This window comes from Pseudarthrobacter cellobiosi (assembly GCF_023913815.1).
GTDB lineage: Bacteria > Actinomycetota > Actinomycetes > Actinomycetales > Micrococcaceae > Arthrobacter > Arthrobacter cellobiosi.
This window is the reverse complement of sequence record NZ_JAMXBK010000016.1, coordinates 1-26929: the sequence shown is the minus strand read 5'-3', so window position 1 is coordinate 26929 and position 26929 is coordinate 1. Positions and strand designations below refer to the sequence as shown.

The following is a 26929-nucleotide window of genomic DNA, read 5'->3' as shown; positions in this document are numbered from 1 at the left end:
CGCCTTCCCGGCCGGGTCATAGACGGTCGGCGACGCCGATCCGGCCTTCCGATTCAACTAGAGGTTCCCTTGCCGTGTCATCCTGCGCTGCCTCAGGCGCTGCTTTCCCGCACGCAGAGGTTCGGTTCCAGCCTGACGGGTTCGACGTGTTCGCCGTCCAGAACGCGCTTCAGGAGTTGCACCGCCGTCCGCCCGATGTCCAGCATGGGGGAGCGGACCGAGGACAGCGGGATGGGAAGCTCCGCGGCCAGCGATGTGTCATTGAAACCAACCACCGCCACGTCGCCGCCAACCGTGAGGCCACGGGACCGCAACGCTCCCATGGCACCGATCGCCGCAAAGTCATTTACGGCGAACAGCGCAGTCGGATGGGGATTGCAGAGGGTCAGGATATTCTCGGCCGCTTCCCGTCCGCCGGCCGTATCGAACCTGGACCAGACCACGGCCTTCTGGGGGATTTTTCCGCCCCGCGAACGCCAGCGGTCCACGAAGCCGGCCGTCCGATCAACGGCCGTGCTGGCGTACGGCTCGCCGGCGATCACAGCGACGTTCCGATGCCCCTTGCCCCACAGGTGGTCGGCCACAAGCTCGCCGCCCAGGACGTCGTCGCAGGTGGCGGACGGGTAGCCGGGGACGCGCCGGTTCACGAGCACGAACGGCACCTTCTTGGCCGTCAACTCCCGCAACAGGCCACTGTCCAGATGTGCGTCTCCGATGATCAGTCCGTCCACGCGCCGGGCAAGCATGGTGTCCGCCTTCCGCCGTTGTTCCTCGGGGTCGTCGCGGGAGTTCATGACGAATGTCGAATAGCCCAGCGCCGCAGCGGCCTCGTCAATGCCCTCGTACATGATTGCCAGGACCAGGTCCGAAAGCCGGGGCACGATCACCCCCATGAGGCGCGTGCGCCGCGTCCGCAGGCCGGCGGCCTGGGGGTCAGGGGAGTAGCCCCGTTTCCGCGCCAGCTCCCGGACGCGTTCAGCCGTGGCCACGGAGGCCGCCCCGCGCGCCACTTCGGAGCCCGAGTGAAGGATCCTGGACACAGTCGACGGGTGGATGCCGAGCTCGTCCGCCAGATCCTTCAGCGTGACCGCGCGGCCCCCGGCCATGGTTCCTTCCATTCGCTTCCCTGCCTCAGTTCAAAAAGATGCCGCCACTAAGCCTGCCCGATATCAATCAGATCTCTGATTCGGGAGCCCTTGACGTGCCGCACCTCACATTCTATAGTCATTTCATCGCCTAACCCAATCGATTGGGTAGTTGGGGCTCCAGTTCCAATGGGCGAAGTGTCTACATCCTCGAAACACCCGTAGGCATACGCAGGAAACATCGCAAAATAGTTCTTATCCCGGAACCCAATCGATTGGGTACGCAACTGGCATCAGATGCAAGACAAACGGAGTGGAAATGACTGTCACAGAATTGGCTGGCCCCCATGTGGTGCTCTTGGCGACGGGAGGAACAATTTCCTCCCGTGTGTCGGAGGCCGGGGGTGCCGTGGCGTCGGACACGGGAGAGCAGGTGTTCTCCAGCGTCGGGGTGCAAGCTTCGTATCCGGTCCGAGTGGTTGACGTTTTCCGGAAAGGTTCGTACCTGCTGACGGTCGACGACATGATCGCCGTCTGCGCCAGCATCAGGCAAGCCCTGGCCGACCCGCAGGCTCTGGGGATCGTGGTCACCCACGGTACGGACACGATGGAGGAGACCGCCTATCTTGTTGATCTCACCCACGATGATCCCCGTCCTGTGGTGTTCACCGGAGCGCAGGAGGCGGCCGACTCCCAGACGCCGGACGGTCCCGGCAATCTGTCTCGCGCGATCGCCGTTGCCGGTTCCCCTCAGGCCCGGGGAAAGGGCGTGCTGCTGGCGTTTGCCGGGACCATCTTCCCGGTTGCTGGAGTTCGGAAGAGCCACACGACCCGGCTCGATGCGTTCGCCAACCCGGATTTCGGAACGGCCGGGTCAGTGTCCGGCTCCGGCGCGGTCAGCATGCATGCAGCACAGCACGGCATTGCCCCGTTGCCGTTACCGGGCGTCGGCGCCGGTTCACCGCGTGTGGACCTTATTGCTGTTTATCCCGGAGCGGATTCCAAGCTCCTGCGGGCTTCCCTGCAGGCCGGGGCGGCAGGGGTTGTGCTCCAGGGAACTGGAACGGGCAACGCCAATCGCGCGCTGTGCCGGGACGTCGCCGACGCAACTGAGGCCGGAGTCGTGGTGGTGACGAGCACCCGCGTGGAAGCCGGTGCCGTAGTGCCCCGGTACGGCGACGGCGGCGGAGAGGACCTGCGCGCGGCCGGCGCCATACCCTCCGGGCTGCTTAGGCCGTCCCAGTCGTTGATCCTGCTCAGTCTTCTGCTCAGGCTCGACACGCCCAAGGCCCGCATCGAGGAGATCTTTGCCCGCCGCGGCAAGCTCCCTGATCGTTCCCCCGAAAACAGAACGTAAACAAACAAACGCAGTGAAAGGTTGATTCATGACTAAGGACATCCAAGTCGCGTTCGGCGTCGACGTGGACGCCGTTGCCGGAATGCTCGGCTCCTACGGGGGCGAAGACTCCCCGTGCGATATCTCCCGCGGCCTGTTCAGCGGAGAAGTCGGCGGCCCGCGCCTCATCCGGCTCTTCAAGAAGTACGGCCTGCCCGCCACCTGGTTCGTGCCCGGCCACTCGATCGAGACCTTCCCGGACCTGACGCGGATGATCGTCGACGCTGGGCACGAAATCGGAGTACACGGGTACTCGCACGAAAACCCCATCGCCATGACCCGCGAGCAGGAGACAGCCATCCTGGACCGGTCGATCGAACTCATCGAAAAGGTCTCCGGCCGACGGCCCACCGGCTATGTCGCTCCCTGGTGGGAATTTTCCCCGGTCACCAACGAGATCCTCCTCGAACGCGGGATCAAATACGACCACTCCCTGATGCACCGCGATTTCGAGCCCTACTACGTGCGTGTCGGCGACAGCTGGAAGAAGATCGACTACACCAAGGCCGCCGAGACCTGGATGGAGCCGCTGGTCAGGGGCAAGGAAACCGACCTCGTAGAGATCCCGGCCAACTGGTACCTCGACGACCTTCCTCCCATGATGTTCATCAAGGCGGCCCCGAACTCCCACGGCTTCGTGAGCCCCCGGGACATCGAACAAATGTGGCGCGACCAGTTCGACTGGGTGTACCGGGAAATGGATCAGGCCGTCTTTACCATGACCATCCACCCGGACGTCTCGGGCCGCCCCCAGGTCCTGCTCATGCTTGAACGCCTCATCGAACACATCAACTCCCACGACGGCGTCAGCTGGCTGACGTTCGACCAGATCGCGGACTCCTTCCTCGCCCGCAGCCCCCGAAAGGAAAACCAGTAATGACCATCCAGCAGCCCGCCGTCGACCTGACGCAACCCGCACCGGACGAAAAACGCCGCTTCCCGATATTCTCCAAGCACCACACAACCACCGCCACCGTTCTGGCCCTGCTGGCCTGGACCGTCGCCGTGTTCGACTACGGACTCTTCGGCACGCTCCTGCCGGCCATGCAGGAGGAATTCGGCTGGAGCGAGACCGAAGCCTACGCAATCAACACCTGGATCGCCGTCGGCACCGCGATCGTCTGCTTCGGAATCGGCCCCATCATTGACCGGCTCGGCCGCCGCAAGGGCATGATAACCACCGTCGGTGGAACCGCTATCGTCTCCGGCCTGACGGCCCTGATCCCGACCGGAATCCCGTTCCTCAGCAACGGCCTGCTCGTGCTCGTCCGTTCCTTCGGCGGGCTCGGATTCTCGGAGCAGGCAGTCAACGCGACCTACATGAACGAGGTCTACCAGGTCACCGAAGTCGCCGACAAGCGCAAGCGCCCCGGCTTCCACTACTCCTTCATCCAGGGCGGCTGGCCGCTCGGCTTCCTCCTCGCCAGCGCACTCGCCCTCGCCTTCCTCCCATCCCTCGGCTGGCGCGCACTGTACGTGATGGCGACCGTTCCGGCCGCAATCATCGTGTGGCTCATCGCCAAGAAACTGAAGGAGACCCCCCAGTTCGAGCTGCACCACAAACTGACCCAACTCGAGAAGAGCGGCAAGACCGAGGAAGCCCATTCCCTAGCGCGCGCCTATGGAGTGGAGCACTCTTCCGCGGCCCCGCTCAAGCGCATCTGGGAACCGCATCTGCGCCGGAACACCATCGTCTTCTCGCTGGCCTGGATCTTCAACTTCTTCGGCATCATGATCTTCAGCATTCTCGGCAGCTCCGTCCTGAAAAACGCCAAGGGCGTGGAACTCTCAGACGCATTCTGGATGCTGATCATCATCAACATGCTCGCCTACTTCGGCTACGTCTTCCACGGATGGCTTGGCGACAAGATCGGCCGCAAACGGACCATCATCGGCGGCTGGATCCTCTCCGGCATCTCGTTCACCATCATGCTCAGCCCCCTTGCCGAGAGCCCGTTCATGATCATCCTCACCTACGGCGCCGGCCTGTTCTTCCTCGTGGGACCCTACGCGGCGATCCAGTACTTCATGGCCGAGTGCTACCCCGTGAGCTGCCGGGCCACCGGGACCGCCTTCATCGGCGCCATGAGCCAGCCGGGCATTATCCTGGGCGGTGCCCTCTTCACGGCAGCGGCCGCCGCCGCGGGAACCGGCACTGCCGCCCTGTGGGTCGGAGCCGCGGGAACGCTGTTCTCCGGGCTGCTCATGATCGCTACCAAGCCGCCGGTTGAAGCGCTGCTGGAGGACCACCCGCATGACGTCGTCTGAAAAAAGGGTAGCAGTCATTACCGGGGCGGCAAGCGGCATTGGACGCGCCCTCGCAGTCCACTACGCCCGCCAGGGGGTGCGCTCCGTGATCGGTACGTTCCCGGGCGATCCGCACGACCCGGAGGAGACCCTGCGCCTGGTGAAGGACGCCAACGGCCAGGCGGTCATCCAGGAGGTGGATGTTCGGACCACGGCCTCGGTGGACCACTTTGCCCAGCGCGCCGTCGACGAGTACGGACGGCTGGACTACGCGGTGGCCAACGCCGGAATCCTGCGCAACTCGCCCCTGGGCGAGATGACCGACGAGCGCTGGCACGACATGCTCAACGTGGACCTCACCGGCGTGCTGCGCACCTTGCGCGCCGGCGCGGCCAGGATGACGGAGGGCGGTGCCCTGGTTGCCGTCTCCTCTATCGCCGGCGGCGTCTACGGGTGGGAGGAGCACGCCCACTACGCAGCAGCCAAGGCCGGCGTGCTCGGGCTGATCCGCAGCGTCGCCGTCGAGCTCGGGCCGCGCGGCATCCGCGCCAACGCCGTCATTCCCGGTCTCATTGAAACCCCGCAGTCCTTGGACCCCGTCAACTCGCTTGGTCCGGAAGGGCTCCAGCGGGCCGGAAAGGACATTCCCTGGGGCCGTGCCGGCCGTCCCGAAGAGGTCGCCAGCGTCATCGCCTTCCTGACGTCGGATGAAGCTATGTACATCACGGGCCAATCCCTGATCGTCGACGGCGGTCTCACCATCAAGATGCGCGCCTGAAAAAGCCCCGGAAGGACAGGAATGAACAACCTTCACGCACCCCGTTTCACGGACGGCCGCGCGGTAGTCATCACAGGCGGAGCCAGTGGGATCGGCCAGGCCATCGCCGACGCGTTCAGGGACAACGGAGATAGGGTAGTGGTCCTTGACCGGGCCGACGGCAAAGGCATCGTACAGGTGGACGTATCCGACGAAGCAAGCGTGAGGGCCGCCTTCGCCGCCGCCCGCGCCGAGCTCGGGAGCGTCGATATTCTCGTGAACAGCGCCGGACTGCTGACGGAATCACCGCTGGAGGACATGACCCTGGCCATGTGGAACGAGACGATTGCCGTTGACCTGACGGGGGTCTTCCTGTGTTGCCGGGAGGTGGTGGGGGAGATGCGGCGGCAGAAGTGGGGCCGCATCATCAACATCGCCTCCCAGCTGGCCATCAAAGGCGGATCCGGGCTCAGCCACTACAGCGCCGCCAAAGCCGGAGTCGTGGGCCTGACCAAAGCCCTGGCCCTGGAAGCCGCCGTCGACAACGTGCTCGTCAACAGCATCGCCCCGGGCCCCATCGAGACGCCCCTCGTTGACGGCATCTCCGCGGACTGGAAGGCGGCCAAGCGGGCGGGACTCCCGCTGCAACGCTTCGGGCTGCCCGCCGAAGTCGCCCCGACCGCTCTGCTGCTGGCCAGCGATCCCGGCGGGAACCTCTATGTCGGTCAGACACTGGGGCCAAATTCCGGCGACGTCATGCCCTAGCAAAGGAAGATCACATGTGTGGTGCATGCGGACGAGCCGTCGTGAGCGATCCCGTTCTTGGACCGGTCAGAACAATGCGGCAACACCTGATTGTGGCCCAAACGATCAACAGCATCTGCAAATCGTGGCCCGGGGCTCCGAAAGTGGTCGCCACCGGCGACGGCTGGCTGGTTTTGGGACCGACGGGCGGCGCGGAATCCGTCGCGACGGTGGAACAGCTATGGGCGGCCATCCTGGAGTCCCGCCCGGGCAAGCTGCAGCCAGAGCCGATCCATGACTTCACCAGCCTCCGGGACGGGCAGAGCGGGGACATTGCTCTGCGAGTCCGCGCAGCTGGCCAATGCGTATGGAACGAAATCTTCGGGCCTTCCGCTCACGGACCCGGCCCCAGCAGAGAGGAAACAAAAATGACCTCCCGGACCACCGGCCTGATCGCGGATATCACCGCCACCGAAGTCTCCACACTCGAGGACGAACTCAACAAAGCAGTAGACCAAGGCCCGCGCAAAAGCCGAACAGGACGGCACGGCCACAGCCGCTTCACCATCGAAATCAGCCCGGAAGTCCCCTCCGGACTGACACAGGAACGACAAGCTCCGTAGCCGGGCACCGACCTGCGGCAATGGAAGCTGGCTGTGGAGATCGGCTCATCCGCCCTATGGTTCCTCGCATCCACCCTTATGGCCGCCCCAAGGTCCGCGGCCACGCCATCGCCCAGCCGACGACCATGCGCGTGCACAGATCGATGACGGTGGCCAAGTAGAGCCAGCCCTCACCGGTGCGCAGGTATGTGATGTCCCCGACCAGACGGGTCCCCGGGGCGGCGGAGGTGAAATCCCGCCCGATGAGGTCCGCGAAGACCTTGTCGGGATCAGAGGGAATCGTCGTGCGCTTGAACGCCCGCATCCGCTTCGCGGCCCAGCCGTTCTCCGCCATGATGACCGCCACAGTTCCCACCGATACCTCGATGCCGGCGGCGGCAAGTTTCGTATGGACCATACGGTGCCCGAAATCCCGTCGGAGGAATCGAACATGACCTTTACGTGTTCTGTCAGCTCCCGATGCCGGGTCGCCGTCGGGGACTCTTCCGCGGCCAGCCACCGGTAATACGAGGCCCTGGAAATACCCAGTCGCCCGCACATCCACTGGACGGGGAACTGCGCGTTCTTCTCCTGAACAAGGCGGTAGAGATCCTCTACCGTTGTTCTCTGGCGAAGAACGCTGAAACTTTTTTTAGGAAGTCATTTTCCCTCTCGACTTCACGCAGCAGGGCTTCCAATGCCCTGTATTTCGCCGGATCCACCGGATCATCCGGTTTGCTCGCGCCCTCCGATTGGCCCTCATTATGTAGCCGCACCCACCGCTTCAGGGCGGTTACGGAAATCCCCAGTTCCGGCGCAACCGAAGCCGGCGAACGACCAGGGCCGAGCCTGTGCTCTGGGTTGGCAGGACTGTGTGCCGGGCGTTCGCGGCGTCGACGGCTTTTACTGCCATGGCGGCGCTGTTCCGGCAGCCACGTTTCCTCAGCCATCCCGTGAGCCGGGTCAGTCCGATCCGGCGGATGCCCTCCGGGGTTTGGTAGCCGCCCAGGAGGATCAGGGGCGCCTTCTTGGAGTAGTCGAAACGCCCGCTCGAGTGCCGGGAAATATTCCAGCAGTGTGGCCCGGAGGCGGTTTATGGACCGGACCCGGTCACAGATCAGGTCGGTGCGGCGGGCGGTGAGCAGGCGCAGGTTACTTTGATTTCTTGCATCTCTTGTATCGCTTTCTGTATCAGCGTTCGCCGACGGCTGCTTGAGCCTTCTCGTTTGCCTCACGGATCTGGTCTGTCATGTCTGTGTAGAACTCGTCGTTGGGGTCCTTGACTCCCCAGCCGCGGCCGAGATTTTCGATGTAGCCGCACCAGTGCCATCCGATGATCCACGGTTCGGCGGCGACTCGAGCCAAGCCGTTGGCGTAGTCTGCACCGCGTTCGGCCTGGGTCTCCATATCGCTCGTGCGGTGCGGGTTCATCTCCGTGGGGACCCAGTTGCCGATGTCTGCGATCACGACCGGCTTGCCCGTGAGCTCGTGCCAACCACGGAGGTCTTCAATCATCGTGGAGTACTCTTCGTCGGACTTTCCGGTGAAGTACTGGACGGAAAGAACATCGATGAAAGGGACCATTGCGCGCAGGGCTGCTTCTGGGATGCCTTTATTGCCGTTGTACCGGTCCCCGAGGATCAGGTGGTTGGGGTCGTAGCGCCGGATGGCCTCGGTGATTGTTTTGTAGTACTGCGTGGCCACGTCGAACAGTTTATGATCGTGTTCTTCTTGCGTCAGGCCCTCGAATCCGGGCCAGAATCTGCCGGCAGCGTGGGGCAGCCAAGCGGGAATGTCAACGAGAAAGTAACCGATGAGGTTCGTGCTGTTCTTGTGATCGGACACCATACGGCGGGCTATCCAGTCGGCATACTTCTGGAAGTCTTCGCCAAAGACGTCCCTGAACGCCGGGTGGCCGTTCCAGTCTTCAATCTCTTGCGCACGGATCTGCACAACGTACGGGAACCCGGAGTCAAGTAGATGCTGGTCCGGCCACGGGGAGGAGTGGCCCAGATCGACCGGGTCGCCGAACCAGTCCAGCGCTTCCCCCCATCCGCCGCTGATGTACTGGGAGGTCCAACCGATGGTATTGAAGTTCAGTTCTTGCAGATCCCGGACAACTCCCTTGGTCCAGGCTTCGCGTGTGCCGTACTTGCGCTCGAAGATTTCTACGTTGTGCGGGTAGCGAAGGTCAGAGTCGTCCAGGTGGTTGAGCGCGAGAGAGATGAACGGCTTGCCCTGGGGGTCGATGAAGCTCCAGGCTCCGGTCTCGTTCTGACCTACCTGAAAGAACGAACGGGGTGCCGATGTATTTGATGACATTGCTGGTGATTTCCCTTCGATTTCTTGGCGCTGTTACTTCTTGCTGAGCGAAACGGCAGCGATGATGATGAGTCCCTTGATGATCTGCTGGACCGAGGAATCCACGCCCATGAGTACAAGGCCGTTGTTCATCATGCCGATGATCAGGGAGCCTGCGAGGGCGCCGATAATGGTGCCGCGCCCACCGAAGAGGCTCACGCCGCCAAGGATCACTGCCGCGATGACGTCAAGTTCGAGCCCGACGCCGACGTCGGGACGTGCCGCGTGGGCTATTCCGGTGAAAAGGAGGGAGGACAGTCCGACGAGCCCGCCGGTGATGACAAAGGAAAGGATGATTGTGCGCTGGGTGTTTACGCCCGTGAAGCGGGCTGCCTGGGGGTTGCCTCCGGTGGCGAAGACCCGCAGGCCGAAGACGCTCTTATGGAGGATTATGACCCCGAGGGCAACGATTACCACCGTCCAGACGACGGCTATTGGAATTCCAAGGATGTTGCTGTCACCGAAGATGCTGAAGAACGGACGATTAGCGATGAGCACAGGTCGCGTATCTGTGATGATCAAGGCGATTCCGCGTGCAACACCAAGCATGCCCAACGTTACGAGGAAGCTGGGCACCCCTAATTTGACGGTAAGTAAGCCGTTGATGAATCCAAATATCACTCCCACCGCAATGGCGGCCAGCGCTCCCAGGAGCCAGAAGTTGGAGATGTACTGCAGGGCTAGGCCGGAAACCATTCCACACAGGGCGAAAACGCTGCCTACTGAGAGGTCGATCTGTGCGTTGACGATGACAAAGGTCACACCGACGGCGATGATCGACACGATGGCTGTCTGTCGGCCGACGTTGGCGAAGTTCTGGGCGCTGAAGAACACCGGAGAGGCGATCGAGAAGAACGCCACCAACGCCACCAGTGCGATGTAGACAAAATATTCGCGGATGAAATTTCCCGCTGATCTGCCGCTCCACAGCGGCCGCACAAATCTAATATTGGTCGCGCTCATGGCTCTCTAGAACCCTCTCGTTGAGTCTTGAATAGATATATTGATCAGTCGTATCGCTTGTTACTTTTTCCGGCTCGCTCATCGAGGTGGACGTCATGAAGTAGATTTCGTCGCAAAGTTCCTGAAGCTCGACGAAGTCCGACGAGGCAACAACAATTGCGGCCCCCTCTTCTGCGAAGCGATGAATCACCCGGTAGATTTCCTGCCTCGCTGCCACGTCGACGCCCTGTGTCGGCTCGTCCAGGAGAAGCACCTGCATCCCTGGTTGCATCCATTTGGCGAAGACGACCTTCTGCTGGTTTCCGCCGGACAGGGACTGTACAGGGCTGTCGATGGAGCTCGTCTTCACCTGGAGCGTGTCCACCAGTCCGTGAATCAGTGTGCGCGCGGCCTTGTTGTCGACCAGCCCGCCTTTACGCAAGGCCTTGTAGTGGGCGAGCGTTAGGTTACGTTGGATCGAGTGCTGCAGGATTATGCCGGACCGGTGCCGGTCCTCGGGCACCAGTGCGACCCCTGCATGCAATGCTTCCCACGGGTGCTTAAAACGCACGAAACGACCATCGAGCGTGATCTCTCCTGCTGTGCCCCGGCGCACACCTCCGATCGTTTCCAGCAGCTCTGTCCGACCCGTTCCGATCAGACCGGCGATGCCGACAATCTGACCGGCAGAAGCCGTGAAGCTGATGTTGGAGAACCGGTCGCCCGCCAGACTTGAAACCTGCAGTTTCGGCCCGGACGACGAAGTGGTCGTCAGCTCCGGGTGCGTGTAGCGGTCGAAATCCTCCTTCGCCGGGCCGGGCTCATCCGGCTCGGTCCCAGTGATTTCGCGGACCAGAGATTGCATCTCCATGTCGGCTACGTCCGCCGTAAGTACTTTCCGCCCGTCTCGGATGATCGTCACGCGATCGGCGAGTTCGAACACTTCGGTCAGGCGGTGAGTAACGTAGATAATGCCCACGCCGGATTTTTGGATGTCCCGGATGCTCTTGAAAAGCAGCAGTTGGTCCGCTTTAGTCAGGGTGGATGTGGGCTCGTCGAGCACGAGCACGCGGGCGTCACGGTGTATGGCTTTGGCGATCTCAACGAGTTGCCGCGATGCCACCGAGAGGTTTTCGACCAGTTCTTCCGGGGGCAGATGAAGGCCGAGGCTGTCGGTGAGTTCCTTCGCGATGCTGTTCATTTTCTTCTTCTGAACGAGTCCGAGCGCGTTACGGATTTCGTTGCCGAGGAAAATGTTCTGAGCCACCGAGAGGGACGGAACGAGGCTCAATTCCTGAAAGACGGTCGCGATGTCAGAGTGGGAGCGTTCCCGCCCGTCGACCTCAACCGTTCCTTCGTCTTGGGGCTGCACCCCGTCAAGGATCTTGATGAGTGTCGACTTACCGGCTCCATTGGGGCCGAGAAGGGCATGGACTTCACCCGCCCGCAACTCAAAGTCGACGTCCTTGAGAGCGTATATTCCGTTGAATGCTTTACTTACTCCCTGGGCTACGAGAACGGTTTCACCTGCGGGGTGTTCGACTGGAATCGCTTCGGCGTGAGCATTCATGCCCTTATCCTTCCTGTAGTCCGCGTACGGTTTCTGGTCATTTGAATTGCTAGCCGCAGATGCCTGAAGACTTGCAGGCGTCGAGGACTTCCTGTGGCGGCTTCGTGTGGAAGATCGACTCATAGCTCTTAAGCAGGTTGCCGGGAGTCACAGCCACCGGGGGAAGGGCAACCCAGGCAGGGACCTTGTTCCCGATGAGTGCGTTGGCCGCGGCCAGCGCTTCCGCTACTCCCTGGTCATACGGCTGTTGGGCACCGATCGCTTTGATGTATCCGCCGTTGGCCATTTCCACCGCAACCTCTGTTCCCAGGTCGATGGTGGTGATAGGGATGTTCACGCCCGCGTTCCGGAGGGAAGCAACGGATTGCATTGCCGGGGAGTCCCAGATGACGAACAGGCCCTTGACGTCCGGGTTGGCGGTCATGAAGTTGGCAGCAACGGGCCCGACCGCGTTGGTGTCTGTGAAACTGACGGTCTTTACCTTGACGTCGGGGCGGTTTTGTTTGAACCACTCCTTGACACGCAGGGTGCGTTGGTTCGTAGTGTAAAAGTCCACACCGTAATCCACGATCCCGGCGGCGCCGTTTTGCGGAATGTACTTGGAGAGCCCCGCAGCCGCAATTTCGCCGTTGCCCTGATTATCCGGAGCAACCACAGCCTGGTAGTCGGCAGGATATGTCAGGCCGGACGCCGGCATGTGGATGAAGATCAGTTTGATGCCGGCAGCCGCAACCTTTTTATACGTCGCGGCTGTGGCCACATCGTCCGTAGGGATGCTGATGATGGCATCAGGCTTCTTCGTGATGAGGTTTTCAAGGTCAGAGATCTGCTGCTGGACTTTGAACTTCGCATCGGTCACGCCGACGACCTGCACGCCGAGGCCGGTGAGTGTTTTCTGAATGCCTTCGATGGTCAAACGGGACCAGTCGATGTCCATGGTGTTCATCGAGATGCCCACAGAGAACTTTCCGTCAGCGACCTTCTTTTTGTCCGCGTCGCTGAGTTGGAGTTTGTCGACGAGGGCTGGTTCCTCACCGTTCTTTCCCTTGCCGACGATGCCGGCCGGGGCGATCGATGCGGCATCTACCACGACAGCTTTCCCGTCGGAAGCGCTTGATGTGCCGCCGGAGGTGTCGGACGAGCATCCTGAAAGGAGGAGCGCGAAGGCGGTGAGCAGACCTGCGCCTGCGGCAATGCTCTTCTTACTGCGTGTCATGATCCGTGTTTTCCTTCTCTTGTGGGCAAACCTGGTGCGGGATGCGCATTACCCGGTGAAATCCGGTGTGGGTTGGGTAAAAGATTCTTGAGGTCATTCCTACTGATTTCGGCTGCCTCTCGAGGATGGCCGTCATAGTAATCAAGTTCCACCATGAGTCAGCTGTCGTAGTCTGCTTTCCGAATGGCCCCGACAATGCCCGGGAAACGGCCATGTCGCCGTTGGTGCGATAATCACATCCCTGACGCTGGTGACGCCGCCTGGGGCGCCTACGACGACGCCCAGGCAATAGCCGGATAGCCGACTTTCGTCGCAACCTCCACGGAGAGAGGACACAGACTGTGCCGCGTCACTGCCAATGGCCCGGAATGGGGTCAGGCCGTGGTTCGAGGTGTTGCGGGCGCAGAGCCGCCGATTGCTGCTCCGTTCTGTGCCCGAGCGGAAGTTATTCGCGACCGAAGAAGTCCAGGTAGGCTGCCGCCAGGGCCTCAGGGTCTTCTTCTGCAAGCTGGTGCCCCCACGGCAGGATGACTCCGCGAACGTCTTCAGCGACTTCTCGCATCTGCCGCTCGTTGTCTGCGCCGATAAAGTACTCGCTTCCGACGGCCAGCACGGGCATTTTAAGTTTTGTCTTTGCTGACTCGCGGTTCTGATCAGCATCATCAAGTGTTGCGCGGTAAATCGCGAGCATGCTCCTCAATCCACCAGGCGACGAGTAGCAGCGCACGTACTCGTCCAGAGCGTCAGGGGTGATGGCCTGCGGGTTGTGTGTTTCATGTTTGATGAAGTAATTGAAGTACTCCCGTTCCTTACCTGTGATCAACAGTTCCGGGAAGTCAGGGACGCTGTAGAAGTTGATGTGCCAGAGCCAGACATAGGTGCTGACGTTTTCACGGGTGAGGAAGGAGTAATCTTCGAGCCCGAATCCGGGGAGGATCATCTCCTGGTATACGAGCTTCTTGACCCGCTCAGGGTACTGGGCTGCGACCTGGTAGGCGGTCGAAGCCCCCCAGTCTTCTCCGACGAGGTTGAAGGTCTCGTATCCGAGGTGTGTGGCCAGCTGTGCGATGTCCTCTGCCATATTCTTCATGTCGAACCCGTCCTGCGGGTGCTCCGAATCGCCGAGGCCCCGAAGGTCTGGGGCGATGACCGTGTAGTACGGGGTCAGCAGCGGGATGACGCGGCGCCAGTGGTAGGAGGTCTTCGGCACCCCGTGCAGCAGAAACAGCGGTTCACCTTCACCGGCGATTGTGTAATGCAGCCGCACACCGTTGACGAATGCTCTACCGTGCTTAGCGGGTACTCCGTTGTGGTCCTGAATGATTTCCACGATTACTACTCCTTTGTTGTGCTTGTGGTCAGTACAGTGGGGCAGCGATTATTTGCTGCCGTTAGTGGCTTGGCTGGCTTTGACGAGCTCAGCAGGAGGGTCCTGGTGGTAGACCTGTTTCCAGGCATCCAGGACGTTGTTCTGGAGCACCGGAACCGAAGGAAAGGCAACCCAGTTAGGGACGCTGCCGCCCAGAAGAACCTTGATGGCCATATCTGCTTCAGCAAGCCCCTGGTCGTAGGGCACCTGAGCGCCTAGGGCTTTGATATTTCCGCCTGTTGCCAGATCCATGGCAACGTCGGATGCAATATTGACTGCGGTGATCGGGACGTTTTTGCCCTGGGCGCGCAACGCCTGGTCAATGCCCACGGCGGGGACTTCCCATTCCGTGAACATTCCCTGCACATCAGGGTTGGCGGTGAGGAAGTTTCCGGCGTCCTTCCCGGAGTTCGCGGGATCGAGGAATTCGGTGGTCTTGATCTTTATATCGGATCGGTTCGCCTTCATCCAATCAACGAATCCCTTCATGCGTTCCTTAGTCACGAAGAAATCGACACCGAAGTCCAGCACGCCGACTGTGCCGCCTTTCGGGATGAACTTGGCGAGGGCCTGAGCGCAGACTGCGCCGTTTCCCTGGTTATCGGAGGACACCATGCCCTGGTAGTCGTCGGGATACTTAAGTCCCTTGGGGACGTTGTCCATCATGATCAGCTTGATACCCGCGGCGCCAATCTTGCGGTAGGCCTCGGCTGTTGCCGTGTCATCAACGGGGATGCTGATAATGGCGTCAGGCTTCAGCTGGATCATGTTCTCGATGCCGGAAACCTGCTTGGTGACATCAAAGTTGGGGTCAACAACACCGATCACTTCTGCGTTGTATTCCTTGAGCCGGTTCTTGATCGCCCGTACCTGCTCGGTCGACCATTCGATGTTCATGGTCTGCATCACAATGCCCACGCGGAACTTGCGTTCCCTTGCCTTAGCTACTTCGTCGTCAGTCAGTTTGATCTGATCGAGAGTGCCTGACTTGACGCCGTTCGGACCCAGGCCGACTATTCCGCTGGGTATGAGCTCTTTGGCGGTGACGTTGGCCAGCGGGTCTCCCGATCCGGTGGACCCGGCACCACCGGATCCAGTGTCCGAGCTACATCCGGTGAGTAGTGAAGTGATTGACGCCAATGCGACCATAGCGACTGCGGCTGATCTTCTCATGTTCTAGTTCCCTTTCAGGCGGTCTACGTTGACCAGGACCGTTGCCTCTCCCTGTCCCGGGCCGGGGACCCTTGGAACTCCTTAGGCAACTTATGACGAATATCGTCATTAGCTGTGAGCGTATCGGCTTCTTATGTGAGATGCAACACTTTATGTTGTGTGGAGGCGCCTTTTCTCCATTGCTGTCGATGAAAGTTGCTGTAGTGTCGATCTATCCCAAGGAGTTTGGTGAGTACGCATCGCGGACCGACTGCCGCCTCAAGAAAGGATCATGATGACCGGGCGCAACATCCCCCCTGGCCTGGGCGCCAGCGAATTGTTCCAGCTACTGCGCGACGGTGTACCGCGCACCCGGAGCCAATTGGCGGCTTCCACAGGAGTGGCACGATCGACGATAGCTCTGAGGCTCGACGAGCTTCTCAGTCTCGGCATGGTCTCGCCGGTCGGAGAGACTTCTTCCACAGGCGGCCGTCCGTCCGCCCTGGTTGCGATGAACCCAGGAGCACGCGTCGTCATAGCTGCCCAGTTCGGGGCAACCCAGGGTACTGTCGCCCTGATCGACGTTGGATCGACCGTCATCTCCGAGCACAAGGAGACGTTGGATATAGGCGTAGGACCAGTACCAGTACTTATTTGGTTCCTCGATGTGGCCGAGCGGCTACTGTATGAAGCGGGAAGACCAGAAAGCGACCTCGTGGCGATCGGGATCGGCCTCCCCGGGCCGGTTGAACATGAAAGCGGACGTCCGAAAAATCCGCCAATCATGCCCGGCTGGCACAACTTCGATGTACCGGCGTTCGTGCGTTCCCGCTTCGAGGTTCCAGTCCTCGTCGACAACGATGTCAATGTCATGGCGCTGGGAGAAAGAGCCGTCGCCGGCCCGGAAGCCGACTTTATGATCCTCGTAAAGGTCTCGACCGGTATCGGCTCCGGGATCATTAGCGAAGGGCAGTTGCAAAGAGGAGCACGGGGTACGGCCGGCGACCTCGGCCATATCCAACTCGCTGCCCACGACGACGCCCTATGTGCCTGTGGAAACTTCGGCTGCTTAGAGGCAATCGCCGGAGGCAGTGCCATTGCCACAAAACTGCGTGACCAGGGTCTCGATACACACTCCGTTCAAGACATCGTGACCGCAGCCATATCTGGAAATATGCTCGCCATACAAGCCCTTCGTCAAGCGGGGCGGGATATCGGAGAGGTTCTCACCACCTGCGTAACACTTTTCAACCCCTCGCTGATAAGCATTGGCGGCTCACTTGCCAATGCAGGGGAACACCTCATTGCTGGCATCCGGGAGGTCGTGTATGCACGGTCTAAACCCATCGCGACCGAGCACCTCTCGATCAACCGTTCAAAAGCCGGCGAAAAAGCGGGAGTTCTCGGCGCAGGGATCATGGCCATCGACTGCGCGCTGTCGCCTGAGGGGATCAACAGGATGTCAGAACGAAGCGGCGCCAACGCCGCCGTGTAGTGCAAGCCTGGACACCAGTTGATTGAGTCCGTTGGGGTTTTCGAGGCGGGCGTCCGCAGTGGATCCTGAGGCGGGGGACTTCAGGGTTCTTGCCTTCGATCCAGACGACCGGCACCTCCGTCCGCGTGACTTCGATTGGACGCTTCCCGGCCACGCCGCATGACCACTGTGGGGCGCCCCGGCGCGGTCAGGGATACCGAGCGGCTCTACCTTGAAGCGAAAGGCACTCAGAGCAGGGGTTACTTGGTCATCGTTACGCGCAATGAGGTCTATCACGCCCGTCAGTATCCGGGGCTGTGCAGGATGGGCGTGTGGTCCGGGATGCGGATGACCACGGACGGGTTAGTGGATCCTAACGCGGGAACTTTCAGGATCCTTCCGTTCAATCCAGACGATGGGCAACTCCTCCCGCGTGACTTCGAGTGGACGCTTCCCGGCCACGCCAAGTGATTGACGACAGAGAGCGCCCGCCGTTGTCCGCGGGACGGCCGCCGCACCAAAGCCCCCATCAGAGGGGGAGCAGCACTTGGATGGCACGGCGCCATCCACGAAGTGGATAAGAGCCCCTGGGAGGGGGAGTTTTTTAATGGCTCTAGTAGTTGCTGCCCTCGATCTGTTTCGTGCTGAACCGAACGGGCGAGGAGGCAGGGGCACTGTGGAGGGTCAGGAGAGCAGTTCGAGCTCCCAGTCCTTGACGTCGGCCACCGGGGCAAACAGGCTCGCGTCCAGCTCATCGAGTGGCCGGCCGTTTTTGACCCGGTCAGGCCAGTCCCTGTTGCCCAGGGCCGCCTTGCCCAGGGCCACCACGTCGGCGGCGTGGTCAACCAGCATTGACACTGCAGTCTCGGGGTCATCCAGGTGGCCGTTGGCGATCACCGGCAGCCCGGAGTGCTGCTTGGCCAGGGCGGCCAGTGAAGGGCCCTGGTCGCCGAAGGCCGGGGCGTAGGCTTTGTACTCGGTGGTGTGGAGGAAATCGACGCCCGTGGCGGCCAGGGTGGAGAAGATCACTTCAGCTTCCTCGGCCCCGCCGGCCCACCGGTGGTCGTGGTCACTGACCTTGGACTGGGAAATCCGGATGCCGACGGTCATGTCCGGCCCGACGGCATCGCGAACGGCGCGGGCGATTTCCGCGGGGAAACGCACTCGGTTCTGCGCGGAGCCGCCGTACTCGTCGGTGCGAAGATTGAGGTAGTCCGTGAGGAACTGGTCCAGCAGGTAGCCGTTGGCGCCGTGGATTTCCACACCGTCGAACCCGGCCTCCTTGGCGCGCAGCGCAGCGGCTACGAAGCCCTGGCGAACTTCCTCCATCTGCTCACGGGTGATTTCCACGGGCACCCGGTAGGGGCCCTCGCCACGGTAGAAGTCCAATTGCTCCCCCTTGGGGGCGACCGCGGAAGGGCCGATCGTGCTGTCTCTGAAGCGGTTACCCTGCGCCTGCGACCCGGCGTGCATGAGCTGGGCGAATATCGTGGACCCGGCTGCATGGACGGCGTCGACGACCGTGGCCCAGGACCGGGCCTGATCATCCGTGGCAAGGCCAGGCTGGTACAAGTAGCCCTGGCTGTAAGCGCTGTCAGGGTAGATCCCTTCAGAGATTAGCAACGCGAAGCCGCCCCGGGCAAAAGCCTCGTAGTAGGAGACCATCTTCTCGGTCACCAGCCCATCCTCAGTTGCGCTGATACGGGTCATTGGGGCCAGGGCCACACGGCTGGCCAACTGCGTAGAACCGATCTGCAGGGGCGACCAGAGCGGGTTTAGGTTCGTCATGGTAATTTCCTTAGATTCGTGGACGGTGCCGGTCTTAAGCACTTACCCAATCGATTGGTATAGCCGGATGGCCGGTAACGAGTGAATTATGTGGGCACTGACTATGGTTGGGGGACTGAAGCGCTCACAGCTGGAGGCCAAGGTTTCCCAGCCTGAATGACATGCGCTCTATCCTCAGCCAAAGGGCAAGTACGACACCCTTCGTAGTACGAGATTTATCGTACAATGAGTTCCGAGTCAACGGGCACACCAGGGAGATCGATATAAAAGTGCGCACCCTTGCCCACCCCAGCCGGGGCGAGTTGCAGCTGGATGCGGTCCTTTCCGCTTTGTCGGATCCAGTACGACGCCAGATTGTGAGTCAGCTGGCGGACGTCCCAGGCGAGCAAGCCTGCAGCGCCTTTCAGCTACCGGTCAGCAAATCAACCTCCACGCATCACTTCCGAGTTCTGCGCGAAGCCGGCGTGATCGAACAGCACTATAGGGGCACCGCCATACTCAACTCGCTGCGAGCAGCGGACCTCGAAGCGCAATTTCCAGGGCTGCTTCGGGCGGTCCTACAAGTCGGCATCAAGGAAGCACCATCTTCCGCCACTGCCACTGCCACTGCCACCGCCGGCGAGTCGCAGGCCCGCCAGCCCAACGCGAAGGCATAAAGCCTGCAGCGTCTCCCACGAGCTAGTTTCCGAACGCCGATAACCAGCCTTGTGTAAAGCTGGGGCGTGCAGGGCGGCGCGGCCGGCTTCGCGGTCGACTTGTTAAGTGGCGTGCCTGTATTTGTTGACGGGTCTGGAGGTCATGCGAAGCGGCCCCGCAGGCTAAGGTGAGGTTCGCACAAGGGCCGTTGCCGGTACGTCAGCCTGGCGGAGCCGCCTGCTACTGTCCGTACGTGCAGGAAGGGTGCCGCCCGTGTCGGGCCCCACCCTTCCCGGTTCGAGGCGGATTACTTCTTGAAGGCGTCCTTGACCTTCTCGCCGGCCTGTTTCAGGTCTGCTTTGGCTTGGTCGCCCTTGCCTTCGGCTTTCAGGCCCGGATCGCCTTTGGCTTCACCGGCAGCTTCCTTGCCCTTGCCGCCAAGCTTCTCGGCGGCGTTCCCGATCTTGTCGTCCAAACCCACAGTGTCACTTCCTCAGGTTGGTTGCCGCCTGCGGACTGCCTGCGGCTCACCCTCTCATCGTAAATCGGATCCTTGCCAGATGCTAAGCATGCTGATTAAATCGTATCCATAGCGCCACTACGACGCTGACGGTCCTTTGGAAGGAAGTGCGTCATGGGAATTCTCGGATTTCTTCTGCTCGGCCTGATTGCGGGAGCCATCGCCAAAGCCATACTCCCCGGCCAGCAAGGCGGGGGCTGGCTGATCACCCTGGTTCTGGGCGTCGTCGGAGCGATCCTCGGCGGATGGATCGGCTCACTGATCTTCGGCGGAGGTCTCGCGGAATTCTTCGACCTCAGGACCTGGCTGCTGGCCATTCTTGGCGCTTTGATCGTCCTGGGAATCTACGGGGCAGTGACCCGCAGGAGCCACGTCTGACCCGGACGGCCATGCCTCGGGCTACCGATAACCTCCTAGAGCTTGTGTGTTGTGCAGTAGCCGGTCCGGTTCAACCGGGGTGCAAGCGGTCGGCCCTCGGGCCCGGTCGCCGGAACTACGAACGGGGCTTGAACATGAACGCGGGACGGCAGGGGAGCAACAGAAACGTCGAACGCTCGTTGGCTGCGTACCTGCACAGTCACCTGATAGCCGCGTCGGCAGTTGAGCGCCTCTTCGGGCAGGCCGTCAGCACCTGGCCGGGTCTCTTTGGGACGGCCCTCCTTTCGTCATTGCCAGGAACTAGCCTGATGCTATGCGCATCGGCATAGTGGCGCCGCCCTGGATTCCCGTTCCGCCACCGGGATATGGGGGAATTGAATCGGTGATAGACACCTTGGCCCGCGGCTTGGTGCGGGCGGGCCACGAGGTGTTGCTCGCCGCGCCGCAGGAGAGCACCTGTCCGGTACCGAAAGTTCCCGGGACCGGGTCAGCGAAGGGCGCCACCATGGGCAACACTCTGGACGAGATGGATCACGTCATTCGTGCGTACGCCGCCATGGCGGGCACCGACATCATCCATGACCACACGCTCGCCGGTCCCGTTTACCGGCACAAGCCTGCCGGCGTTCCTGTCGTGACGACGGTGCACAGCCCTTTCGGGGCAAAGGTCCGGTCGCTTTGCCGGGCATTGGCTGCCGATGTGGCCATAGTGGCGATATCGGATCACCAAGCCGGAACGGCGGGTGACATTCCGATCGGCGCCGTCATCCACCATGGCCTGGCGATGGAGGGGATCCCCGTTGGCAGGGGAGACGGGGGCTATGCGTGCTTTCTGGGACGAATGCATCCGTACAAGGGAGTCGCGCAGGCCATCGAGATCGCACGGGCGGGCGAGGTTCCGCTCCGCATTGCCGCAAAGATGCAGAATCAGCAGGAGCATGAATACTTCAACACGCAGGTCCGGCCAAGACTGAGCTCCAATGAGGAGTTTCTTGGCGAGGTGGGCGGCATGGAGAAATACCAGCTGCTCGGCGGAGCACTTGCCCTAATCAATCCGATCCAATGGGCGGAACCTTTCGGGATGGTCATGATCGAGTCGCTGGCGGCGGGAACCCCGGTGCTGGCCACCACCAACGGTTCGGCCCCGAAATTGTCGAAGACGCGGTTACCGGCTTTCTCAGGTCCACGCCTGAGGGGCTGGCCCGCACCCTGCCGGACTGCGAACGGTTGGACCGCACGGCGTGCCGCCGGGCCGCGGAGAAGAATTTCAGTGCCGATCGAATGGTCGCCGCCCATCTTGCCCTCTACACCAGAATCTGCGCTGGCACTGCGGCGCAGACAGTCCCTGCAGCAGCTCCGGAACCCATCGATGCGTGGCCGTTCCCCGACCGACAAATGGGAATGGCCGGTTCCCCCGCTTTTCTTGACGACCACGGCGCCGAACCCGCCCGATGACGAGCCACGCTTCGGACCCCACCCTTGCGGGCTGGTCCACCTGTCCCCCGGCCCGGGGTGCGCGGTCAAAAAACGACGCCGGCGGGGTGTCGCCGATCGGCGTTTCTCCCCCGCGATTCCGGGGATTTTCAAACGCCGATAATTGATATTATGTCGTGTTGTCAGTTTGACAGGACAAATGAGCCTTCATCTAGCAGTATCAAATCCAGCCCCAGCAAGCAGTATCAGCAACCCCCTTTGTCATAGGCCGCTGCAATACTTGCGGCATGAACCCCGCACCCCAACGCCTAGATTTTGTGGGCAGCAACGTGGCTAACAACCTCAACAAAGCTGTTGCTACTACCAGCACATGGCAGAGAACATGACGGCCGATGAGGACCCCCGTGTATTTATGCGAGAGGCGATATCAGCTGCCCACACCTCACTAGAGAAGTGTTTGCGGGGCTATGACTCATTCGACGCGCTTGCGTTCATCCGTCTCGCCGCCGGCCCGTGGGATTTTACTGACCTCCGGGAGAGCGAAAGTCAGATAGAGAGCTCTCAAGCTGCCCAGGATGTCGTGGCACTAACGCTACTGGGCATGGGGCTTCCGCGGCAGCCGTTAACGGGGAAAAACTCCGGTCAACCAAATCCTGCAGAGGCGCTAGGCCTGGCAGCCAACATCGTGACCGCCGCGCGGACTCTGGCCCTCTTTCGCGGTCAGCGAGCGAACCAGCCGCTCGGTGCTCTCGCTGGTGAATTCATGGGGTACGAGCTGTCCGTCCGCGGACGTCAGTATGAATCCATCGCCAAGGAAGTAAATACAGAGCTTCTGGGCCACCCAGCAGTTTCGTCCGTCATCAATAGCGTGCTCGGATTCACCCTCGACGACATCCGTGCTGTCCGCGAGGCGTCAACAGCTCTGATGAACGCACGCTTGTTCGGGGCTCGGGACCGACTTGGGGAAGCCAGCAAAGCCGGTCCACCCGCCGATGCGGAGTCCTTCAGGCACGACATTAATCTCATGATGAACGAGTGCCGATTGTTCGGCGCTGTTTCACCCGCTGATGTCGCCGAGCGTTCCGGAGTCGCGGAATCGACAGCGCGTGCAGTCTTGGACTTTTTCAGCACCTCGCGGGCGGCGGAGAATGACGTCAACCCGGTCATGCGGTTCGTTGATGGTGAGCTTCCCACGCCAGGGGGATGTATCGCTGACGAGGACGAATACCTCCTTCTCAACGGTTTCTTGAGCGAAGACGAGTTGCGCCGGAATCTCGAAAGGGGGTTGATCGCAGCCGCGGCCGAGAAGAAGAATAATGCTGCGAAGATGTGGCCGAAGTATGACAAACGGCGTGCCGTTTACTCCGAGTCGAAATCCGCTAACTTGATTGGCAAGCTCCTACAAGGCGCTAAGCCGCATTGGGAAGGACAGAAGTACATTGGCCCGGTTGATACCAACGACACAAACAGCCTGGGCAGGGACTCCGACCGTACTGCTGTAGTGACCGACAAGTTCGAATCTGACATATTGTTCCTGGTCGACGGGGTCGCTCTATGCGTTGAGGTGAAAGCCGCGTCTATTACCGAGAAATCCCGGGGTGGCAACGCACAGCGGTTAGCCAAGGATCTGCAGAAGACTCTCAAAGAGGGCAACGAGCAGGCCAACCGATTGACCCGTCTCATAAGCACCAACGGAGGCGTTTGGAGCGTCGAAGGTGAATGGATCGACTTGTCGTCTGCGTCTGAGATCCACTCAATCGTCGTAATGCTCGACGATATGGGGCCCCTATCCTTGTCCATGAACGTGCTGGCGGACAAAGGCATCATCGAGTCCGACGAAGTCCCGTGGATCGTAAGCATGCATGACTTGATCGTGATAAGCCAAACCGTCGATCACTCTGCCCAGTTCCTCGAGTACCTGCGGCGTCGCAGAGGTCGCCGGCTGGCAACTATGGTCAATGGCGTCGACGAGTTGGACATGTTCATGTGGTTCCTCACAGGAGGCATGTACTTCGATCCCGAACCTCATGAGATCGCTAAACACATACCAGTGGAGTCGCCTATCAAGGCTTCCGAGCTGCGCCGCTACGAAGAGCAGCCTCGTGTTCGGCTAGGTACACTCACTGATCCACTCGATGCATGGTTCTATTGGCAAGAAGGCCTCTCAAAGTCTCAGGTGGTAAAGCCAGCCAGGCAGGAGCAGCCATGGGTTGAGCAGTACCTATCCGCTAGCGAGGCAACCCACCCTCCTGGTTGGCTACGGTTTGGCGCCGATCTGGTGGGGTTGAGCGAAAGCGCGCAAGGAAGTATCGGGAAGAATCTGAAGGCAGCAAGGCGCACAGCCCGGGGTGGCAGCATTGAGCGTAGCCTGACAACGCATGGTGCCAGTTCCTGTGGTTCCTGGTTACTCACGATGTCGGTCGCGCCGAAAGATGCGAGCACGGACCACCTGGCCGAATATATGGATGCCAAGCAGTACCAGACGCACTCTGACAGAGCGATGTTGCTCCTCTATCAGCCTGATGGGTCGCTAATTGGGACGCGCTACCGGGGCAGGCCTCAAGAACGAACCACCGACCGCGACCATGCTGTAGAAATCGCGCCGCTGCGCGGTCTCAAAATGACGTTCACCAAACTACCTCCCAGCGCCCGGCGCAGCACAGTCCGGCTACGGGGCGCTCGAGGGAAGAAGAAGCGATAGTAGCTGGCGCCAGGAAGGGCCATGGGGACAGTGCGATCTTCGGCCCGCGGACTTTGGTTTCGTTGGCGCCGGTAGTGGCCAAGGAGGCCGCGAATGCTATATGACACTCCGTTCCTGCATCGGCCCCCAGCGGGTCTACCGATTACCGCGCGTGTGAACGTGTCCAGGTTTCAGTCCGTCAAGAAGCAAGTCCCCCAAGGTGACCCAGTCCTCCGCCGAAGCCCGATCGTCGGCCAGGAACTCGAGGCATTCCCCTGTGCTCCATTGCTCGAATCCGTTCAAGAGATATGGCTCCGCGTGGTTCGCCCATCCTGCCCGGACACCGGTCCGCCGTTCGGATTTTCCCATGCCCAACCAGATCTGATTCCCGGCACTTATTCCACCAATGGCCGGGAAGCTACCGGAACGTGCCCATGAACGCCACGCGCGGTTAAACGCCAGTTCCATGTCAATCTTCCCGCCAGCAACACGAACCACGCCGCGTGACAACACACCTAGAGCCAGCCCCTCGACTACGTGCTTCACTTGCTGGTCTTTTGTCTGCATTGTCATGCTTAGATGCTATTAGCTGCAGTTGCGCCGGGGAGGAAGCCACCCCCAGTCTGCTGTTTGTTCGCTGACGTACACCCCAACCTGACGAACAGGACGCGTATGTCTTGACGTTCTTCTGGGGCGGGCCTAGAACTCAACCTGACAGAACAGACTGGGGAGGTCTTGACTTTCAGCTGGAGCGGGCCTAGAAGTCATCCTGACAGAACGAAGGTTGGAGGAAATCGTGGCTGGCCAGCGGATCGGATACGTGCGAGTGAGCACTCTGGATCAGAACGAGAAGCGCCAGCTCGAAGGCCAGGTTCTGGACCGGGTCTTCATGGACAAGGCCTCCGGCAGGGACACCGCCAGACCACAGCTCACAGAGCTGCTGCGGTTCGCCCGTGACGGGGACACCCTGGTTGTGCACAGCATGGACCGGCTCGCACGCAACCTCGATGACCTTCGCGCCCTGGTTCACGTCCTAACCCGCATGGGCGTGCGGGTGGAGTTCGCCAAAGAAGGCCTCGTCTTCACCGGCGAGGACTCGCCCATGGCCAACCTCATGCTCTCCGTCATGGGCGCCTTCGCCGAATTCGAACGCTCCCTCATCAGGGAACGCCAAAGGGAAGGCATCGCTCTGGCCAAGCAGCGCGGTGCCTATAAAGGACGAAAAAAGACACTCACACCGGAACGGGCCGCCGAACTGGTCCAGCGCGCCAGCAGCGGTGTACCTAAAGCCCTCCTTGCCCGTGACTACGGGATCAGCCGGGAGACCGTCTACCAGTACCTGCGCCACGCCAAGCTGGACTGAATCTCTTGCCGCCGGCGCGGCTGTTACTGCTAGGGAACGCAATTTGCTTGATGGAAGGTCCCTTATCGGCCAGTTTCGAAGAGGGTCGGAAGGCGCAGCTCTCGTGTCCGGTTTCAGTTTTGTTGGCAAGAATCTCAATAGCCCTGGCAATCTACGGACTGTCGGGATCTGCCTCGCCGTACTTGGCAAACGCAGCTGGCGGACTCGATTGGCGTTACCTTGCCAGGGGCACCTCGCGGCCGCTCACGGGACTTCGGCTCCGCCTACGACGGCACCGAAAGACATCTTCGAATCCGGATCCATGGCCGAGTCCACGCCACATTTCACCGCGGCCTGCGCAGCGATGCGGTTGCGGAGGCCAGTTGCCTGGCGGATGTGCCTTCAGTCTGGGCCCTGGAGACCGCTAATCTCGGGCTGGCAGCTCTGATGGACACGTAGGACGGCTCTTCTCCGCTGAAGGTTCGCACGCCTCCTGCGGGCCGGGTAGCTTGGGACCATGAGACTGAAAATGTGCAGCATCCATGTCCAGGATCCGGTCACCGCCCATACGTTCTACACCGGGACCCTCGGGTTCGAGACACTCATGGCGATGCCTGAGTACAACCTCTTCATCATCAAGGATCCGGGCTCCGACGCCGGGTCGGTGGGGCTGCTGCTGGAGCCTAGCGACAACCCGATCGGCGCCAATTACATGAACGCACTGCACGACGCCGGTATCGCGGCCATCACCTTCGGGGTTCCGGATGTACAGGCTGAGTACGAGCGGCTGGTGGCTGCCGGTGTGAAATTCCAGGGCGAACCGTCAGAGGATCCGTCTGGGATCAGTGCGGTCTTCGACGACGGCTGCGGCAACTTCGTGCAGCTGCACCAGGACTGATTAGCCGGCCTTCGGCACGGCGAGGAATGTGCTTTCCTGAAGTTCACACGTGGTTTCGATGCTGCCTGGCAGGTGGTACCAGCGGGGTGCGGGGCCGAAGTTGAGGACTCTGATGAGGTGGAAGACCTCAGCTTGCGCTTTCCGGCACTGTGCAGCCGCCGTCGTTCAAGGTCGACGACGGCTTCCTCGCCGCCGACCCCGAGCTTTCGGTTGCTCGCCTCAACTGTTGCTTAGCCTTGATCCACCGATCCGCCTGGGCGGATGAGCTGAATTCGGTTTCGGCTCGTTGTGCGGGCGAAGGGCGTGCTGGGGTGCCGGGCCTCGCTGCCCCTTGAGTG

Annotated in this window: 24 protein-coding genes and 1 pseudogene; 13 read left to right on the top strand and 12 right to left on the bottom strand. The window is 61.1% G+C overall.

Going from position 1 to position 26929, the window contains the following annotated elements:
* Positions 1 to 92: 92 nt before the first annotated feature.
* Positions 93 to 1118 carry a LacI family DNA-binding transcriptional regulator gene (locus NG701_RS02275; RefSeq protein WP_252564157.1) on the bottom strand — a complete coding sequence of 342 codons (1026 nt, stop codon included), beginning with the start codon at positions 1116 to 1118 and terminating at the stop codon, positions 93 to 95.
* Positions 1119 to 1404: 286 nt separating this feature from the next.
* On the opposite strand from NG701_RS02275, the gene NG701_RS02270 reads away from it, so the two are divergent.
* The 6 genes from NG701_RS02270 to NG701_RS02245 all read left to right on the top strand — a co-directional run bounded on the left by NG701_RS02270 (position 1405) and on the right by NG701_RS02245 (position 6852).
* Positions 1405 to 2442, top strand: a complete 1038-nt coding sequence (locus NG701_RS02270; protein WP_252564155.1) for an asparaginase — start codon at positions 1405 to 1407, stop codon at positions 2440 to 2442.
* Between the two features lie 28 nt (positions 2443 to 2470).
* On the top strand, positions 2471 to 3358 hold the full coding sequence (locus tag NG701_RS02265) for a polysaccharide deacetylase family protein (RefSeq protein ID WP_252564154.1): 888 nt from the start codon (positions 2471 to 2473) through the stop codon (positions 3356 to 3358).
* Positions 3358 to 4749 carry an MFS transporter gene (locus NG701_RS02260; protein ID WP_252564152.1) on the top strand — a complete coding sequence of 464 codons (1392 nt, stop codon included), beginning with the start codon at positions 3358 to 3360 and terminating at the stop codon, positions 4747 to 4749. The genes NG701_RS02265 and NG701_RS02260 overlap by 1 nt, the downstream gene beginning before the upstream one ends.
* Positions 4736 to 5506 (top strand): SDR family NAD(P)-dependent oxidoreductase, encoded by a 771-nt coding sequence (locus NG701_RS02255; protein WP_252564150.1) that lies wholly within the window; start codon positions 4736 to 4738, stop codon positions 5504 to 5506. The genes NG701_RS02260 and NG701_RS02255 overlap by 14 nt, the downstream gene beginning before the upstream one ends.
* A 21-nt stretch (positions 5507 to 5527) precedes the next feature.
* Positions 5528 to 6250, top strand: a complete 723-nt coding sequence (locus NG701_RS02250; RefSeq protein WP_252564148.1) for an SDR family NAD(P)-dependent oxidoreductase — start codon at positions 5528 to 5530, stop codon at positions 6248 to 6250.
* 92 nt (positions 6251 to 6342) lie between these two features.
* Positions 6343 to 6852 (top strand): hypothetical protein, encoded by a 510-nt coding sequence (locus tag NG701_RS02245; protein ID WP_252564147.1) that lies wholly within the window; start codon positions 6343 to 6345, stop codon positions 6850 to 6852.
* A 106-nt stretch (positions 6853 to 6958) separates the two neighbouring features.
* Here NG701_RS02245 and NG701_RS21295 read toward each other — a convergent pair.
* From NG701_RS21295 to NG701_RS02205, 8 genes and pseudogenes are all read right to left on the bottom strand, one after another.
* Positions 6959 to 7213, bottom strand: a pseudogene (locus NG701_RS21295) (DDE-type integrase/transposase/recombinase); the annotation flags it as partial.
* 232 nt (positions 7214 to 7445) lie between these two features.
* On the bottom strand, positions 7446 to 7781 hold the full coding sequence (locus NG701_RS02235; RefSeq protein ID WP_252564145.1) for a hypothetical protein: 336 nt from the start codon (positions 7779 to 7781) through the stop codon (positions 7446 to 7448).
* Positions 7782 to 8022: 241 nt separating this feature from the next.
* A complete protein-coding gene (locus NG701_RS02230) occupies positions 8023 to 9153 on the bottom strand; it encodes a glycoside hydrolase 5 family protein (RefSeq protein WP_252564143.1) in 1131 nt (376 codons plus the stop codon).
* A 33-nt stretch (positions 9154 to 9186) separates the two neighbouring features.
* A complete protein-coding gene (locus NG701_RS02225; RefSeq protein WP_252564141.1) occupies positions 9187 to 10155 on the bottom strand; it encodes an ABC transporter permease in 969 nt (322 codons plus the stop codon).
* On the bottom strand, positions 10136 to 11704 hold the full coding sequence (locus tag NG701_RS02220; protein WP_252564139.1) for a sugar ABC transporter ATP-binding protein: 1569 nt from the start codon (positions 11702 to 11704) through the stop codon (positions 10136 to 10138). The genes NG701_RS02225 and NG701_RS02220 overlap by 20 nt, the downstream gene beginning before the upstream one ends.
* A gap of 49 nt (positions 11705 to 11753) precedes the next feature.
* The gene (locus NG701_RS02215) at positions 11754 to 12920 is read right to left on the bottom strand and encodes a substrate-binding domain-containing protein (protein ID WP_252564137.1); all 1167 of its coding nucleotides are present in this window, start codon (positions 12918 to 12920) and stop codon (positions 11754 to 11756) included.
* Between the two features lie 445 nt (positions 12921 to 13365).
* Positions 13366 to 14250, bottom strand: coding sequence for an alpha/beta fold hydrolase (locus NG701_RS02210; protein ID WP_252564135.1), 885 nt, complete (start codon positions 14248 to 14250; stop codon positions 13366 to 13368).
* 48 nt (positions 14251 to 14298) lie between these two features.
* Positions 14299 to 15462: a substrate-binding domain-containing protein gene (locus NG701_RS02205; protein WP_252564133.1), complete on the bottom strand. Its 1164-nt coding sequence runs from the start codon at positions 15460 to 15462 to the stop codon at positions 14299 to 14301.
* Between the two features lie 271 nt (positions 15463 to 15733).
* Here NG701_RS02205 and NG701_RS02200 point away from each other — a divergent pair, with 271 nt between their 5' ends.
* Positions 15734 to 16936: an ROK family protein gene (locus NG701_RS02200; RefSeq protein ID WP_252564131.1), complete on the top strand. Its 1203-nt coding sequence runs from the start codon at positions 15734 to 15736 to the stop codon at positions 16934 to 16936.
* A gap of 663 nt (positions 16937 to 17599) precedes the next feature.
* On the opposite strand, the gene NG701_RS02195 is transcribed toward NG701_RS02200, so the two are convergent.
* Entirely contained in the window at positions 17600 to 18703 is a 1104-nt protein-coding gene (locus NG701_RS02195) for an oxidoreductase (RefSeq protein ID WP_252564130.1), read from the bottom strand.
* A 161-nt stretch (positions 18704 to 18864) separates the two neighbouring features.
* Between NG701_RS02195 and NG701_RS02190 the strand changes: the two genes are divergently transcribed.
* Positions 18865 to 19359, top strand: a complete 495-nt coding sequence (locus NG701_RS02190) for an ArsR/SmtB family transcription factor (protein ID WP_308292581.1) — start codon at positions 18865 to 18867, stop codon at positions 19357 to 19359.
* Between the two features lie 287 nt (positions 19360 to 19646).
* Here the strand turns inward: NG701_RS02190 and NG701_RS02185 are convergent, their stop codons facing one another.
* Complete coding sequence (locus NG701_RS02185) at positions 19647 to 19820, bottom strand: CsbD family protein (RefSeq protein WP_252564128.1); 174 nt, start codon at positions 19818 to 19820, stop codon at positions 19647 to 19649.
* 153 nt (positions 19821 to 19973) lie between these two features.
* Between NG701_RS02185 and NG701_RS02180 the strand changes: the two genes are divergently transcribed.
* The 3 genes from NG701_RS02180 to NG701_RS02170 all read left to right on the top strand — a co-directional run bounded on the left by NG701_RS02180 (position 19974) and on the right by NG701_RS02170 (position 24372).
* Positions 19974 to 20237 (top strand): GlsB/YeaQ/YmgE family stress response membrane protein, encoded by a 264-nt coding sequence (locus NG701_RS02180; RefSeq protein WP_252564126.1) that lies wholly within the window; start codon positions 19974 to 19976, stop codon positions 20235 to 20237.
* A 313-nt stretch (positions 20238 to 20550) separates the two neighbouring features.
* The gene (locus tag NG701_RS02175) at positions 20551 to 21834 is read left to right on the top strand and encodes a glycosyltransferase (RefSeq protein ID WP_308292580.1); all 1284 of its coding nucleotides are present in this window, start codon (positions 20551 to 20553) and stop codon (positions 21832 to 21834) included.
* Positions 21835 to 22041: 207 nt separating this feature from the next.
* Positions 22042 to 24372 (top strand): hypothetical protein, encoded by a 2331-nt coding sequence (locus NG701_RS02170; protein ID WP_252564124.1) that lies wholly within the window; start codon positions 22042 to 22044, stop codon positions 24370 to 24372.
* A 135-nt stretch (positions 24373 to 24507) separates the two neighbouring features.
* Here NG701_RS02170 and NG701_RS02165 read toward each other — a convergent pair whose 3' ends face one another.
* Complete coding sequence (locus NG701_RS02165) at positions 24508 to 24924, bottom strand: hypothetical protein (protein WP_252564122.1); 417 nt, start codon at positions 24922 to 24924, stop codon at positions 24508 to 24510.
* 223 nt (positions 24925 to 25147) lie between these two features.
* Between NG701_RS02165 and NG701_RS02160 the strand changes: the two genes are divergently transcribed.
* Positions 25148 to 25714 (top strand): recombinase family protein, encoded by a 567-nt coding sequence (locus NG701_RS02160; RefSeq protein ID WP_252564120.1) that lies wholly within the window; start codon positions 25148 to 25150, stop codon positions 25712 to 25714.
* A 496-nt stretch (positions 25715 to 26210) separates the two neighbouring features.
* A complete protein-coding gene (locus NG701_RS02155; protein ID WP_252564119.1) occupies positions 26211 to 26591 on the top strand; it encodes a VOC family protein in 381 nt (126 codons plus the stop codon).
* Positions 26592 to 26929: the final 338 nt, after the last annotated feature.